Origin of the sequence: Paraburkholderia sp. RL17-347-BIC-D (assembly GCF_046027915.1) — a bacterium.
Classification (GTDB): Bacteria; Pseudomonadota; Gammaproteobacteria; order Burkholderiales; family Burkholderiaceae; genus Paraburkholderia.
In genome coordinates this window covers 180141-195526 of the sequence record NZ_JARESS010000013.1, presented here as the reverse complement: position 1 = coordinate 195526, position 15386 = coordinate 180141, and the positions used below count along the sequence as shown (strand labels likewise).

14 protein-coding genes are annotated in these 15386 nt (G+C 61.9%); 3 read left to right on the top strand and 11 right to left on the bottom strand.

Annotated elements, in window-relative coordinates; genetic code table 11:
* Window positions 1–25 precede the first annotated feature (25 nt).
* The 8 genes from P0D96_RS19960 to P0D96_RS19925 all read right to left on the bottom strand — a co-directional run bounded on the left by P0D96_RS19960 (window position 26) and on the right by P0D96_RS19925 (window position 8640).
* The gene (locus P0D96_RS19960) at window positions 26–937 is read right to left on the bottom strand and encodes an ABC transporter permease subunit (protein ID WP_408178201.1); all 912 of its coding nucleotides are present in this window, start codon (window positions 935–937) and stop codon (window positions 26–28) included.
* Entirely contained in the window at window positions 934–1908 is a 975-nt protein-coding gene (locus tag P0D96_RS19955) for an ABC transporter permease subunit (RefSeq protein ID WP_408314963.1), read from the bottom strand. The genes P0D96_RS19960 and P0D96_RS19955 overlap by 4 nt, the downstream gene beginning before the upstream one ends.
* On the bottom strand, window positions 1905–3068 hold the full coding sequence (locus tag P0D96_RS19950; RefSeq protein WP_408314961.1) for an ABC transporter ATP-binding protein: 1164 nt from the start codon (window positions 3066–3068) through the stop codon (window positions 1905–1907). The genes P0D96_RS19955 and P0D96_RS19950 overlap by 4 nt, the downstream gene beginning before the upstream one ends.
* Before the next feature lie 214 nt (window positions 3069–3282).
* Window positions 3283–4404, bottom strand: coding sequence for a polyamine ABC transporter substrate-binding protein (locus P0D96_RS19945; protein WP_132377569.1), 1122 nt, complete (start codon window positions 4402–4404; stop codon window positions 3283–3285).
* 73 nt (window positions 4405–4477) lie between these two features.
* Window positions 4478–5926 carry an aspartate aminotransferase family protein gene (locus P0D96_RS19940; protein ID WP_408314959.1) on the bottom strand — a complete coding sequence of 483 codons (1449 nt, stop codon included), beginning with the start codon at window positions 5924–5926 and terminating at the stop codon, window positions 4478–4480.
* Window positions 5927–5953: 27 nt separating this feature from the next.
* Complete coding sequence (locus tag P0D96_RS19935) at window positions 5954–7288, bottom strand: glutamine synthetase family protein (protein WP_408314957.1); 1335 nt, start codon at window positions 7286–7288, stop codon at window positions 5954–5956.
* Between the two features lie 32 nt (window positions 7289–7320).
* Window positions 7321–8115, bottom strand: a complete 795-nt coding sequence (locus P0D96_RS19930) for a gamma-glutamyl-gamma-aminobutyrate hydrolase family protein (protein ID WP_408285339.1) — start codon at window positions 8113–8115, stop codon at window positions 7321–7323.
* A 303-nt stretch (window positions 8116–8418) separates the two neighbouring features.
* Window positions 8419–8640 carry a hypothetical protein gene (locus P0D96_RS19925; RefSeq protein WP_370577238.1) on the bottom strand — a complete coding sequence of 74 codons (222 nt, stop codon included), beginning with the start codon at window positions 8638–8640 and terminating at the stop codon, window positions 8419–8421.
* Between the two features lie 446 nt (window positions 8641–9086).
* Between P0D96_RS19925 and P0D96_RS19920 the strand changes: the two genes are divergently transcribed.
* The 3 genes from P0D96_RS19920 to speB all read left to right on the top strand — a co-directional run bounded on the left by P0D96_RS19920 (window position 9087) and on the right by speB (window position 12336).
* Window positions 9087–9638, top strand: a complete 552-nt coding sequence (locus P0D96_RS19920; RefSeq protein WP_132377566.1) for a cupin domain-containing protein — start codon at window positions 9087–9089, stop codon at window positions 9636–9638.
* Window positions 9639–9740: 102 nt separating this feature from the next.
* Window positions 9741–11234, top strand: a complete 1494-nt coding sequence (locus tag P0D96_RS19915; protein WP_408314955.1) for an aldehyde dehydrogenase — start codon at window positions 9741–9743, stop codon at window positions 11232–11234.
* 133 nt (window positions 11235–11367) lie between these two features.
* Window positions 11368–12336, top strand: a complete 969-nt coding sequence (gene speB, locus P0D96_RS19910; RefSeq protein WP_408314953.1) for an agmatinase — start codon at window positions 11368–11370, stop codon at window positions 12334–12336.
* A 41-nt stretch (window positions 12337–12377) separates the two neighbouring features.
* Here the strand turns inward: speB and P0D96_RS19905 are convergent, their stop codons facing one another.
* The 3 genes from P0D96_RS19905 to P0D96_RS19895 form a co-directional block, all read right to left on the bottom strand.
* Window positions 12378–13574 (bottom strand): MFS transporter, encoded by a 1197-nt coding sequence (locus P0D96_RS19905; protein WP_408314952.1) that lies wholly within the window; start codon window positions 13572–13574, stop codon window positions 12378–12380.
* Window positions 13571–14104, bottom strand: coding sequence for a MarR family winged helix-turn-helix transcriptional regulator (locus P0D96_RS19900; RefSeq protein WP_408314950.1), 534 nt, complete (start codon window positions 14102–14104; stop codon window positions 13571–13573). The genes P0D96_RS19905 and P0D96_RS19900 overlap by 4 nt, the downstream gene beginning before the upstream one ends.
* A gap of 108 nt (window positions 14105–14212) precedes the next feature.
* Window positions 14213–15232 carry a VTT domain-containing protein gene (locus P0D96_RS19895; RefSeq protein ID WP_408314948.1) on the bottom strand — a complete coding sequence of 340 codons (1020 nt, stop codon included), beginning with the start codon at window positions 15230–15232 and terminating at the stop codon, window positions 14213–14215.
* Window positions 15233–15386: the final 154 nt, after the last annotated feature.

Sequence of the window (15386 nt, the reverse complement as noted above, 5' to 3'; positions counted from 1 at the left end):
ATTGGTCGTATTGCGAAAGGACTTCTTATGCGCGTGCCGTATCGAGCGACTTTCGTACGGCGGCTTGTTGTGGTGCCGCGGGCAAGGGGTCGGCGGCTTCGGCGAGTGCGAAAGCCATTTGCATGTCGCGGTTGCGCTTGCGTTCGCGCAACTGCATCCAGCGGTTCACGGCAATCACGCCGATCGTCACCGTGGTGATGAAGATCGTGGCGAGCGCATTCATTTCCGGATTCAGGCCGAGACGCACACGCGAGAACACCACGAGCGGCAGCGTGGTCGAGCCGGGACCGGAGAGGAACGCGGAGAGCACGAGGTCGTCGAAAGACAGCGTGAACGACAGCAGCCACCCCGACATCAGCGCCTGCGAGATCAGCGGCAGGGTGATCAGGAAGAACACTTTGAAGGGCGTGGCGCCGAGATCGAGCGCGGCTTCTTCGAGCGACTTGTTGAGCTCCTTCACACGCGATTGCACGATGATCGCCACATACGACACGCACAGCATCACGTGGCCGATCCAGATCGTGAAGAGCCCGCGCCCCTTCGGCCAGCCGAGCATCTGTTCGAGCGCGACGAACAGCAGCAGCAGCGAGATGCCTTGAATCACTTCAGGAATCACGAGCGGCGCGTTGATCATGCCGGCGAACAGCGTGAAGCCGCGAAAGCGTCCGAAGCGCGCCAGCACGAAACCGGCCCACGTACCGATCACAACCGAGGCGCACGCGGTCAACAGACCGATCTTCAACGAGAGCCATGCGGCGTTCAGCAATTCGCCGTCTTGCAACAGCGCGCCATACCATTTGAGCGAGAAGCCGGACCACACCGTGACGAGCTTCGACTCGTTGAACGAATACACCACCAGGCTGATGATCGGAATGTAGAGAAACAGAAATCCGAACGTCAGCACGCTATTGGAAAGCGTCTTATTAGGCTTGATCATTTCGCGCCCTCCAGTTCCTTGACCTGGTAGTACTGGAACACGGCCATCGGCACGAGCAGCAGTAGCACCATCGCGACGGTGACGGCGGATGCCATCGGCCAGTCCATATCGTTGAAGAATTCATCCCACATCACGCGGCCGATCATCAGCGTGTCGGCGCCGCCGAGCAGTTCCGGAATCACGTATTCGCCGACCGCCGGAATGAACACCAGCAGACTGCCGGCGATAATGCCGTTCTTGGAGAGCGGCAACGTGATGCGCGTGAACGCGGTCCACGGTTTGCAACCGAGGTCGTAAGCGGCTTCGAGCAGCGTCAGGTCCATCTTCACGAGGTGCGCATACAGCGGCATCACCATGAAGGGCAGGTACGAATAGACCATGCCGATATAGACGCCAATATCCGTGTGGTAGAGGCGCAACGGCGAATGAATCATGCCGATCGCCATCAGCGTGTGATTGAGCAGGCCGTCGTCCTTCAGGATGCCGATCCACGCGTAGACGCGAATCAGGAAGGACGTCCAGAACGGCAGCATCACACCCATCATCAACAGGTTGCGTTTGGTCGGCTCCGAGCGCGCGATGTAGTACGCAATCGGATAGCCGATCAGCAGACAGAAGAAGGTCGAGACCGCGGCCATCTTTAGCGAGCTGAGATACGTGGCGACGTACAGGTCGTCCTGCAGCAGGAACGCGTAGTGGCTGAGCTGCATGGCGAAATGCACCATGCCGTCCTTGATCGTCACGAGATCCGTGTACGGCGGAATGCCAAGACGCAGATCGGCGAAACTGATCTTCAGCACCAGCACGAACGGCAACGCGAAGAACACGGTGAGCCAGAGGAACGGCACGCCGATCACGGTCGTGCGGCCCGACGGCACCAGCATCGACAGGCGTTTTTTCAGCGAGCCGAACAGGCGGCTGCCGGACGGCGCGCCGAGCGCCGCGGGAGAGGAGGTAGTGGGATTGCTCATTGCGTCAGCACCACGCCGCTAGCCGGCGACCAGTAGACGAACACGTCGTCGTTATAGGAGGGCGCACCTTCGGCCATCAGGTGCGAGCTGGAGAGATTCGACACGACGGTCTTGCCGCTTGGCAGGCGCACGTGATACAGCGAATAGCTGCCCATGTACGCGACATCGGAAACCACGCCGCGCGCCCAGTTGTGCGGCGTCGACGGTTTGTCGAGCGATACCTTGATGCGCTCCGGACGCACCGAGATGCCCACCGGCATACCGAGCGGCCCGGTAATGCCGTGGCTCACGTAGATCTGCGATTCGAGGTCTTCGCTTTCGACGAAAATGTGATCCGGTTCGTCCGCGACCACCGTGCCTTCGAACAGGTTGGTCGAGCCAATGAATTCGGCGGAGAAGCGGCTATTCGGAAACTCATAGACCTGGCTCGGCGAGCCGATCTGCACGATGCGGCCTTCGCTCATCACCGCGAGGCGCCCGGCCATCGTCATCGCTTCTTCCTGATCGTGCGTGACCATCACGCAGGTCACGTCGACCTTCTCGATGATGTTCACGAGTTCGAGCTGGGTCTTCTGGCGAATCTTTTTATCGAGTGCCGACATCGGCTCGTCGAGCAGTAAGAGCTTGGGGCGCTTGACGAGCGAACGCGCGAGCGCCACACGCTGCTGCTGGCCGCCTGACAGTTGGTGCGGCTTACGCTGCGCGTATTTGCTCATCTGCACGAGATTGAGCGCATCGGCGACGCGTTCCTTGATCTCGTTCTTCGGCGTGCCTTCCTGCTTCAGGCCGAAGGCGATGTTCGCTTCCACGCTCATGTGCGGGAAGAGCGCGTACGACTGGAACATCATGTTGACCGGCCGCTTGTACGGCGGCATCGCAGCGAGATCTTCGCCGTCGACGAAAATGCGCCCGGAGGTCACCGTCTCGAGCCCCGCGAGCATGCGCAGGAGCGTGGACTTGCCGCAGCCGGAACTGCCGAGCAGCGCGAACAACTCGTTCTTGGCGATGCTCAGGTTGACGTTGTCGACAGCGGTGCTGTCGCCGAATTTCTTCACGACATTTTCAATGCGAACGAATTCGTCCGATTTCGATTTTGTCGTCACTGCGGGGCGGGCCATCTGGGTGGCGCCGGCTGCGCTTTTTGAGGTCGTCGAGTTCATGATGTAACCGTTCCTTGCGGATCGCGGGCGCAAGTGTCTCCATACGAGGCGCGGGAAGCGTCTCGCAACGTGCGCTGCGATCGGAAAACATGGGACTGCGCGCGGATGGGACTTTAAAGAAAGCGCGCAGGCTGACTACCGTTACTGCTATTCATGCGCTCAGGGTTCGAGCGATCCCTGAGCGCGGGATCAATAATCGATTTGAATGACTGGATTAATGGCCGGTTTTAAGCTGCGCCCAAAGACGGTTTTCAAGGCGCAGAATGTCGGTCGGCATCGGCTTCATGAGCGTCATCTTGCTCAACACTTCATCGCCCGGATAAACGGTCTTGTCCTGTGCGACAGCCGGCGTCACGAACTGACGTGCGGCCTTGTTCGCGGTCGGGTAGAACACTTCGTTGGTGATCGCGGCGTTGACCTTCGGGTCCGAGATGTAGTTGATCCACTTCAACGCGGCTTCAGGATGCGGCGCGTCTTTCGGGATCACCATCACGTCGAACCACAGCAGGCCGCCTTCCTTCACATTCGAGAACTTGATCTGGTACGAGCGCTTGGCTTCTTCGGTGCGGCGGCTGGCAATGCCGACGTCGCCCGACCAGCCCAGCGCGACGCACACGTCGTTATTGGCGAGGTCGTTGATGTAGCCGGACGAATTGAATTGGGTGATATACGGGCGGATCTTTTTCAGCACTTCGAACGCGGCCTGATAGTCGGCGGGGTTCGTGCTGTTCGGATCCTTGTGCATGTATTGCAGCGTGGCGGCGAACACGTCGACGGCCTGATCGAGGATCGAAACGCCGCAGCCTTTCAGCTTGGAGAGATTGGCCGGATCGAAAACCAGTGCCCAGCTATCAACCGGTGCATTGGCGCCGAGCGCTTTCTGCACGGCCTGCACGTTGTAACCGATGCCGTCCGTACCGTATGCCCAAGGCACGCCGTACTGGTTGCCCGGGTCCGCGTCGGCAATCATCTTCATCAGCACGGGGTCGAGATTCGCGAGGTTCGGCAACTTCGATTTGTCGAGCTTCTGGTACACGCCGGCCTGAATCTGCTTGGCCATGTAGTTCGAGGTCGGCACCACGATGTCGTAGCCCGAGCTGCCGGCGAGCAGCTTGGCCTGCAAGGTGTCGTCGCTATCGTAGTTGTCGTATTTGACCTTGATGCCGTCCTGCTTTTCGAAGTTCGGAATCGTATCCTTCGCGATGTAGTCCGACCAGTTATACACATTCAGTTCCGTGTCGGCCGCAAGGGCCGGCGTAACCGACAGCGCCGCAAAACCCGTGAAGGCGAGAAGCGCGGCCCCCGCGACCGCATGACGAAGATGACTAACGCTCATGGTTTTTTCCCTTGATGTGAAGAACCGGCATGAGCGTGATTTGTGGGTGTGCTCATGCCGGAACGGACTGCCGTTACGAAATGCCGAGTTGTTGTGCTGTCGCATCGATGGCTTTTTTGGCCTTCGAGACGATTTCGTCGATTTCCAGCTTGTTGATCACGAGCGGCGGTGACAGCAGCATGCGGTCGCCAGTGGCGCGCATGATGAGGTTGCCGTTGAAGCAGAAGTCGCGGCAGATTGTGCCGACGTCGCCGCCATTGGCGAAGCGCTTGCGCGCCTTTGGATCCTCTGCGAGTTGCAGACCGGCCACCAGCCCCGCACCGGAGATTTCGCCGATGATTGGGTGATTGGCGAAGGTCTCGCGCAGTTGCTTCTGGAAGTACGGGCCGGTGTCGTTCTTGACGCGTTCGACGATCTTCTCGTCGCGCAGCAGCTTGAGGTTGGCGAGCGCGACGGCGGCCGCGACCGGGTGACCCGAATACGTGAGACCGTGATTGAAGTCGCCGTTTTCGATAATCGCCTTGGCGACGCGGTCATGCAGGCCGACCGCGCCCATCGGCACATAGCCGCTCGTCAGGCCCTTCGCCAGCGTGATCAGATCCGGCTCGAAACCGAAGTGCTGATGCGCGAACCATTCGCCGGTGCGGCCGAAACCGCCGATCACTTCGTCAGCGACCAGCAGAATGTCGTACTTGCGGCAGATGCGCTGGATTTCCGGCCAATACGTCGAAGCCGGAAAGATCACGCCGCCGGCTCCCTGGAAAGGCTCACCGATGAACGCGGCGACGTTGTCCGCGCCGATTTCGAGAATCTTCGCTTCCAGTTGCTGCGCACGGGCCAGCGCGAACTCTTCCGGCGTCAGGTTGCCTTCTGCTTCGCCGAAGAAATAGGGCTGGTCGATATGCACGATGTTCTCGACTTTCGAAGGCATCTGTTCATGCATGTAGCCCATGCCGCCGAGCGTGCCGCCCGCGATCGTCGAACCGTGATAGCCGTTCTTGCGCGAGATCACGAACTTCTTCGAGTGCTTGCCCTGCGTCGCCCAGTATTGATGGACGATGCGCAGCACCGTATCGTTGCCTTCCGAACCGCTGTTGCAGTAGAAGAAGTGATTGAACGGTTCGGGCGCCAACTCCGCGAGCAACGCCGACAGTTCGATTACAGGCGGGTGTGTCGTCTTGAAGAAGGTGTTGTAGTAGGGCAGTTCCTGCATCTGCTTGTACGCGGCGTCGGCCAGTTCCTTGCGGCCATAACCGACGTTCACGCACCACAGGCCGGCCATGCCGTCGATCACCTTGTTGCCTTCCGAGTCCCACAGATACACGCCTTGCGCCTTGACGATCACGCGGCTGCCGCTGCGATTGAGCGAGCCCATATCCGAGAACGGATGGATGTGGTGCGCGGCGTCGAGCGCGCGGTATTCGGCGGTGCTGCGTTGTTGTTGTGCGGCTTGTGCTGCCTGTGCGCTTGCGGCCGGCTGGGCCGGTTGCACGTAAGCAACTTCTTCTGTTCTGTAGCTCATACTGCCTCCAATTTTTTTGCGTTTGCCTTACACGTGCAGCAGCAAATGCCGGCGTTCCCACGAACTGATCACGCGGAAGAACGCTTCATATTCGGTTTCCTTCAGAGCGAGGTAGGCTTTGACGAACTTTTCGCCCAGCACTTCGGCGATCGGCCCGCACGCGCCCATCAGCGTCAAACCCTCTTCGAGATTGCGCGGCAACTGGTAGGGCAATTCGTAACCGTCGCTGAGCAGCGGCTCGGTGGCTTCAAGCTTCTGCGTCATGCCGAGATAGCCCGCGGCGAGCGTCGCGGCAATCGCCAGATATGGGTTGCAGTCCACGCCTGGAATACGGTTTTCGATGCGGCGCGCAGCCGGCCCCGAATGCGGAATCCGGAAACCTACCGTGCGGTTGTCGTAACCCCATGCCACGTTGATCGGCGCGGCCATGAAGCGCGACAGACGACGATACGAGTTGATATACGGCGCGAAGATCGGCATCAACGCAGGCGTGTACTTCTGCAAGCCAGCGATATAGCCCGTGAACAGCGACGTCGGTTTGCCATCCGGGCCGGTGAAGAGGTTGTGGCCGGTTTCTTCGTCGACGAGGCTTTGATGCATGTGCATGGCCGAGCCCGGTTCGCCTTCCATCGGCTTGGCCATGAAGGTCGCGTACATCTTGTGGCGCAGCGCGGCTTCCCGCACCGTGCGCTTGAAGAGGAACACGCTGTCGGCGAGCTTGAGCGGATCGCCGTGCATGAAGTTGATTTCCATCTGCGCGGCGCCGACTTCGTGAATCAGCGTGTCGACTTCCAGTTCCTGCACCTCGCAGTACTCGTAGATGTCTTCGAAGAGCGGATCGAATTCGTTGACGGCTTCGATCGAGTACGCCTGACGCCCGGTTTCCGGGCGACCGGTACGGCCGATAGGCGGTTGCAGCGGCAGGTCCGGGTCCTTGTTCATATCGACCAGATAGAACTCGAGCTCGGGCGCGATGACCGGCTTCCAGCCTTTGGCTTTATAGAGTTCGAGCACGCGGCGCAGTACGCGGCGCGGCGAGATCGCGACGGGCGTGCCGTCGAAGTGAACGCAATCGTGAATCACCTGAGCGGTCGGATCGACGGCCCACGGAATCATGCGGATGGTGCTGGCGTCGGGCACGCACACCATGTCCGGATCAGTCACGCCGGTGAGCGTGCCGTCTTCCGGATAGTCTCCTGTGACGGTCTGGATCATCACCGCCTGCGGCAAGCGCATGGACTCGCCGGATTCGAATTTGCTGCGCGGAATGATCTTGCCGCGCGCGATCCCGGCCATATCCGGAATGATCGCTTCGATTTCGGTGACACGGTTCTTCTTCAGAAAATCGTCGATGTCATGCATGTCTATTCTCTCAGTTTTGGTGCGCGACCGGCTCAGGCATGCGTGGCAGCGGCGGATGCCGCGCCATAGCCGGCCTTGGTGCGCATTCGATCGCGGCAGGCGTCGCCGAACGCCCGAAAGATCGCGGTAGATAGTGCGTCGTTGGCATGCTTCCACTCCGGGTGCCACTGCACACCCAGCGCGAAGGCACGCGCATCGGTCACGCTCACCGCTTCGATCAAGCCGTCCGGCGCGGTGGCTTCGGCCGTGAGGCCCACGCCCAACCGCTCGACGCCCTGGCCGTGCAAGGAATTCACACGCGCTTCATTCGTGCCGCCCGCGAGGCGCTGCAACAAGCCGCCCTGCGTCAGCGTGATCGAATGCGACGGTGCGTATTGCACGTCGAGGTCGTCTTCCTTGTTCTCGCGATGGTCGTTCAGACCCTCCACCGCGTGAACGCTTTGATGCAACGTCCCACCGAAAACCACGTTCATTTCCTGGAAGCCCCGGCAGACGGCCAGCACCGGCACGCCGGCGGCGATCGCCGCGCGCATCAGCGGCAGCGTCGTCGCATCGCGTGCGGCGTCGTGCAGCGTGCCCGGCGCGCTGGGATGGCCGCCGTAGCGGTGCGGCTCGACGTTCGAATAGCTGCCGGTAAACAGCAGCCCGTCGACTGTCGCCAGCACGTCTTCGGCGGGCTGACGCTCGCCGAGCGCCGGCAGCAACATGGCCAGCGCCTGTGAACCGTCCACAATCGCGGCGATGTATTTCTCGCCGACCACGTGCGACGGGTGGACTCCCATCATCGTTCTGTCGGCGCTGATGCCGACCAGGGGTTTGTTTCGCATAACGAATAGACGTGTGTGTTCCCCGCGGGACGCGGCATGAACAACGTTAAACACAGCGCGGCACGATTCAGCAGCCGTGCGCCGTGCGCAAGGCCACCGGGTAGTGCAGGCGGTCGTCGTCAACTGAAACGCGCCGCGCGTGATAGTCAGATGGGCTGTTCGATTCGATCCGCTGCGGTGCGCAACTTTTCCGATGGGCGTGAAACGCGCAGGCGGCAGACGGCACCGCACATGCAGGAACGCACGGCTCGAAAGAGCGCGCTCACGCAAACGGATGAATCGAACGGCGAAAAGGGGGAGGCGCTACGGCAGCAGCGAGGCGACTTCGTCCGTGCGCACGGCAATGAAGGCGCGCGCGGAGATAGAGTTGTGGCGTCGAACTGAACGGCGGGACAGGATCGTGAAGACGGACAGGAAGCGGCGGAACGCAAGGCTGCCGCTGCTGCCGTCGGCGATGGCGCCGTCAGCGCGAGGACAACTCGCCTGACTACGATTCCATCTCACCAAAGGGCCTCGGACTCTCACGATTACACTCGACTGGCGACGTTGAAAGTATTGAACGGCCTGCTCGAAATCCGCACGGGGCGTTTAAAGAAACAGGACGCTGGGTTGATCGCCTTGAACCTAAGCGAATTGAATTCGCTGCGCCGCGAAGCACACTTGGGTGCCCCGTGACATCGGCATGACGATCGCCTGGGAACCAGCATATACGAGCCAATAAAGCCGTCAAACCCTTTTTGATAAAACATTTATCAGGGCTTTCCCGAGGGCGCGGCTAGAATCCCGCCCAGTGGGAACGTTCGTTGCGTCATTCATATTTCGGAAACCTTTCAGGGTTTTCCCCAGCGGCGCAACAATCAAAGTGATTAGAATATTCAACACTCGCGGGCACCTCTCGTTGCCCAAGTCATGTGGTCCATTCATCTGATCACTTAGCGCCCCGATTGTCTTCAATGTCAGAGAACCTAGCGATGTCCATAGAAGTAGCGACCCGTCTGCAATACATCCGCAAGAAGAACGGCTTGTCCCAGCGTGAACTGGCGAAACGGGCGGGAGTGACAAATGGCACGATCTCGCTGATCGAACAGAATCGCGTGAGCCCCTCGGTCGGCTCGTTGAAGAAACTGCTCGAATGCATACCCATGAGTCTCGCCGAATTCTTCACCTTCGAAGTGGAAGCGGAGCGTTCGGTGGTGTCGCGCCGTGCCGACATGCCGAACCTCGGCAATGAGTCGATCGAGTTCTATCTCGCGGGTTCGAGCGTGAAAGACCGCAATATGGGCATTCTGCGCGAGGTCTATCAGCCGTTGTCGGACACGGGGCCGGAAATGCTGGAGCACGAAGGGCACGAGGGCGGGGTGGTGGTCAGCGGTCAGATCGAACTGACAGTGGACGGCACCACGTGGCTGCTCGACCCCGGCGACAGCTACTACTTCGAAAGCCGTCTTCCGCACCGTTTTCGCAATCCCAGCGCGGAGCATCTCTGCGAGATCGTGTCGGCCAATTCGCCGCCCACCTTCTGAAGACTCCGCGCCAACGCGCCTCGACTCGACTCAGTGCCGTAGTTCGGTGCCGCATGAAGTCGATGCAGGTTCGCGTCGAGCGCATAACATTGAGGCATCCTGATGGACAAGAAATCTCTCGCTTTCTGGCAAGACAAGGCCGCTACGCTATCTATCGAAGGCCGCGCGTTTATCGACGGCGAATACCGTGATGCCGAAGGCGGCCGCACGTTCGACTGCCTGAGCCCGATCGACGGCAAACTGCTCGCCAAGGTCGCCGACAGCGGCGCGGCCGAGGTCGACGCCGCCGTGGCCGCCGCACGCCGCGCGTTCGACTCTGGCGTGTGGGCGGGCCTCAATCCGCGTCAACGCAAGGCCGTGCTGCTGCGCTGGGCCGCGTCGATTCGCGAGCACATGGACGAACTCGCGCTGCTCGAAACGCTCGACGCCGGCAAGCCGATCGCCGATACCACCAGCGTGGACGTGCCGGGCGCGGCGTATTGCGTCGAATGGTTCGCTGAAGCGATCGACAAGGTTGGCGGCGAAGTCGCGCCGGCCGATCATCATCTGGTCGGACTCGTCACGCGCGAGCCGATCGGCGTGGTGGCTGCGGTCGTTCCGTGGAACTTCCCGATTCTGATGGCGTCGTGGAAATTCGGTCCGGCGCTGGCGGCGGGCAATAGCGTAGTGCTCAAGCCGTCGGAGAAGTCGCCGCTCACCGCGATCCGACTCGCGCAACTCGCACTGGACGCAGGCATTCCCGCCGGCGTGTTCAACGTCGTGCCGGGCGCGGGCGAGCCGGGCAAGCTGCTGGCGCTGCATCAGGACGTGGACTGTCTCGCCTTTACCGGCTCGACCAACGTCGGCAAGCTGATCATGCAGTACGCGGGACAATCGAACCTGAAACGCGTGTGGCTCGAACTCGGCGGCAAGTCGCCGAACATCGTGATGCCGGATTGCCCGGATATGGATCGCGCGGCGAATGCGGCGGCGGGTGCGATCTTCTACAACATGGGTGAAATGTGTACCGCGGGTTCGCGCCTGCTCGTGCATCGCGACATCAAGGACGCGTTCCTCGACAAGCTGGTCGCCGCGGCGCGCAGCTATACGCCGGGCAATCCGCTCGACCCGAAAACGTCGATGGGCGCGATCGTCGACAAGGTTCAGCTCGAACGTGTGCTCGGCTATATCGAGGCAGGCCGCGCCGAAGCCAAACTGTTGCTCGGCGGTGCGCGCGTGAAAGAGGAAACGGGCGGCTTCTATATCGAGCCGACCATCTTCGAAATTCCGGCTTCCGGCGCGAAGGTCGCGCGAGAGGAAATCTTCGGGCCGGTGTTGTCGGTGATCACGTTCGACACGGTCGAAGAGGCGATCAGGATCGCTAACGACAGCGAGTATGGTCTGGCCGCCGCGGTCTGGACTTCGAACCTGACCACGGCGCACGAAGTGTCACGCCAACTCCGCGCCGGTACCGTGTGGGTCAATTGCTACGACGAAGGCGGCGACATGAACTTCCCGTTCGGCGGCTATAGGCAATCGGGCAACGGCCGGGACAAGTCGCTGCATGCTTTGGAGAAATACACCGAGCTGAAGTCCACGCTGGTGCGGCTGCGCTAAAGGATTCGCGAAGCCAGCGCGGCGGCGCGTGTGATGCGCGCCGTCGCGTTCCCAATGAATCCGAAGCCGGCGTTGCGCGTGCCTTCGAAGCTTCGCGCGCCGCGCCGGACTGTCTATAGGTATCAGGTCATCCATGACTGAACTCGTCTACGGCGACGGCGCGATCCGCCGTGCGTCGCTTTATGGCTCGTCGATCGAAAACACTTATGCGGGCGTGCTGTCGTTCATGCGCCGCAAGTACACGCGTGAACTCGACGGCGTCGACGTCGTCGTCTCCGGCGTGCCGCTCGATCTGGCCACTACGTTTCGCGCGGGCGCGCGTCTCGGGCCCGCGGCGGTGCGCGCGGCCAGCGTGCAGTTGTCGGAGTTGCATCCGTATCCGTGGGGTTTCAATCCGTTCGACGACCTCGCCGTGACCGACTATGGCGATTGCTGGTTCGACGCGCACAATCCGCTCACGATCAAGGAATCCATCGCCGAGCATGCGCGTACGATCCTGCGCTCGGACGCGAAGATGCTGACGCTCGGCGGCGATCACTACATCACCTATCCGCTGTTGATCGCGCACGCGGAGAAGTATGGCAAGCCGCTCTCGCTGATTCATTTCGACGCCCATTGCGACACCTGGGCCGACGACAGTCCCGACAGCCTGAACCACGGCTCGATGTTCTACAAGGCGGTGAAGGATGGCCTGATCGATCCGAAGACCTCGGTGCAGATCGGCATTCGCACATGGAACGACGATTTCATGGGCATCAATATTCTCGATGCCGCCTGGGTCCATGAGCTTGGCACACGAGCGGCAGCGGAGCGCATCGTGTCGATTGTGGGGGCACGTCCCGCATATTTGACTTTCGATATCGACTGTCTCGATCCGGCGTTCGCACCGGGCACGGGTACACCGGTGGCGGGCGGTTTGTCGTCGGCGCAGGGATTGGCGATCGTGCGCGCGCTCGGCGCGTTGAATCTGGTGGGCGCGGACGTCGTCGAAGTCGCGCCCGCATACGACCAGAGCGAAATCACGGCGATTGCCGCCGCGCATATTGCGTGCGATCTGCTGTGTCTGTGGCGCCAACGCAAGGTTGCTGGACGCGAGGCTTAGACGCGTCCAACCTTCCTGCCAATCGATGCAAAGAAACCAGCTCAGCCCATCGACGAAGAACGTTTGGGCTGGCGCCGGCCTTCGCGCAAGCCGAGCGTGTAGACCACCAACGCGCCGCTCATCAGCGCGAGTTGCCACATCAGCATATCGCTGCCGTGCGCGTTCATCGCGAAACCCGCGGCGAGCGGCCCCACGATCGAACTCGCGGTGAAGGTAAGCGACAACAGCCGCATGTTCCGTGTGAGCGCGGCCTTGTCGCTGCAAGCCGTCGCGTACATGCCGAGTGTGATGAACGAACTGTTCATGCCGCCGAGCAAGAGCGCGCTCGCGCCCGCGAGCCACGATGCGGGCACGGCCAGCGCGAAGCCGCAGATGGCCAGCGTGCTGAGCGCGGCGCACACGATCACCGTGGCCGCGAGCCCTGCGCGATCGGCCAGCCAGCCGACCGGACATTGCAGCGCCATGCCGCCGACGCCGAACAGCGTCAGCAGGGTGGCGGTTTGCGTGGCGCTGAGGCCGTGCGCGTCGGCGAACAGCGGGAAGAGGCCGTAAAGCGCGCCGTCGCCGATTCCGCCCGCTGCGATGACCACCATGCCGAGGCTCACCAGCGGGCCGATGGGCATGCGCCGTTGAGTGCTTTCTCTTCGCGCAGGCCGTGCTTCTTGCAAAGCAGGCCGTTTCTCGTCCGATGCGGTTAGCCAAAGCGGCAGCGCAGCGGCGAACGTGAAGGCCGCACCGGCCGCGAACGTGATGCGTCCATCGACATCGCACCACACTGCGAGCGCCGGTCCGATGACGCCCGCCGTGGCGATCAGTGCTTCGTGCACGCCCACCACACGTCCGCTCGATTTAGCGGGGACCAGACTGTACAGCCAGGTTTCGTTGGCAATCCAGCGCAAACCGATGCCGAGCCCCGTCAACAGACCGGGCACGAGCCACAGCGGCCACGACAGCGCGCTCATCGTGGCGAACGCCACGAGCGTCGCCACCAGACCCAGCGACACGGTACGTTTCGCGCCGATGCGCGCCATCAGCCACGGCGCGATCAGCAAGCCGGCCAGCATGCCGGTCCATTGCGAGGCGGAGAAGAGGCCGGCGCGTGGCGCATCCAGGCCGCGATGGGCGAGCCACACCGGCAGCACCATGAAGCCGATGCCGAACTGGCCGACCTGCGAGAGCGCCGACACCGCGGTCAATGCCGCGATTGCCGGCCAACGCACCGGCGCGGCGGATTTCATGTGCCGCTCCGCGCGGGCATGGGCAGCCCCTGTTCGCCGCATTCGACCGGACAGCCGGCTTTCAGGCACGGACCGTCGTCACACAGGCGGCACAGTTGCATCGCGTGCGCGGGGTCGCGGGTCTCGTTCCACAAGATCTTGATCAGCAGGCTTTCGAGCACTTCGCGCTCGCTGTCTTCGAGGCGGCCGACAATGCGTTGCAGCATCCTGTCGCGCGCCGTTTGCAGGCGTTTGGCCTCACGCTTGCCGGCCGCGGTCAACGCAAGCGCGACAGCGCGTTTGTCCGCGCCTGATTTTTTCTCGACGAGGCCCGCTTCGACCAGTCCCGCCACGGCGCGCACGGCGGCCGGATGCGACAGATCGACCGCCTCGCGCAGCACTTCAATCGATGAATCGGGATATTGGCCGACCGCGTTGAGCATGGCGCGGGCAGTAGGGCCGGCGAGCGCGTCAACGGTGGGTTGCGCGTTCATTTCGTCCGTGACCAGCAGGGCGAGCACGCCGAGCAGATTTTCTGTGCGCTGCGTCATGGGGATGCCTCAATGTGTGCAACGTGCATATATGCATGTTGCACACATTGGGTGTGAAGCGCAAGCGGTTTTTGATGAGCGTTGCGTGGCCTTCGAGGCGCGGTGTCGTTACTTCGCCAGCCGCGCGCGCACCGTGTATTCGCCTTCTTCGCCCTCGTCCTCGATCATATGGGCCTTCGCGGTGTGGAAGTCGGGCGGCAACGGTTCGACCGGATAACCGCGTTTCTGCCACGCGTCGAGGCCGCCCTTGAGCGCGCGGATGTGGTGGATATTCTTGCGATGCAACTGGTCGACGATGCGCTTTGCCGTCGCTTCGTTCGGACACACGCAGTAGACGACGATTGGCCGCTTCAGCAACTCGGGATCGATCGGCTCGGGCGAATCGAGATCCAGCCGCCGCGCGCCGGCAATCCGGTGCGACTCCCTTTCGCGCACGCTGCGTGGACGCGCGTCGAAGATCAGCGGCGGCTCGTTCGACTTCATCATCTCGTCGAGCTGGTCCGGCGAAATACGCGTATGCGCGAGCCAGCGGCGAAACTGCCAGCGGCGCACCCAGCGATACAGCAGCACGGCCACGAAGATGGCCGCGAACGCATCGAAAATCGTGCCGCCGTTGTGGCGCACGAGCAGCATCAATTGCACGATCTGGTCGTGCAATGCGGCGCCGCCGATGACCCACACGCTGGACCACAATGCCGCGCCGATAAAGTCCCACAGCAGAAACACGCTGACGCTGATCGCTGTCGTGCCGAGCAGCGGCGCGGAGATCAGGCCGAGTCCGGGCAGGAACTTCGCGACGGCGAGAATCGGCGCGCCGTAGCGTTCATAGGTATTGCGCGCGAGACGCACCGTGGTGTCGAGCGAGAGGGAGAAGCGCACCAGGTAGTTCAGCAGGCGGCGGCCATAGATTCGTCCGGTGAAGAACCATAGCGAGTCGGCAATCAGCGTGGCGGCGACCGCGGCGCACACGACGCTCGTATACGAGGTTTGCCCCATGGCGGCCATGGTTCCACCGAGGATCAGCATCGGCGCGGCCGGAATCGGCACGCCGAGTTGCGTGATGAGCACGCTCATGAACACGGCCCACACGCCCAGCGAGGGTGGAATAGCAACCGGAAAATGCCACACAACCGCGCTCCTGAGAATGGAATGTTGGAATTTGAAACGTCCGCGCCCGGGTGACGCATGGCGAACAGTCCGCGCATGTTCCGTTCCCGCACGACGGCGAGCGCCATGCCGCGTCGGCAGGCTGTCGCCATCGTACAAGAATGATATGAGAAGC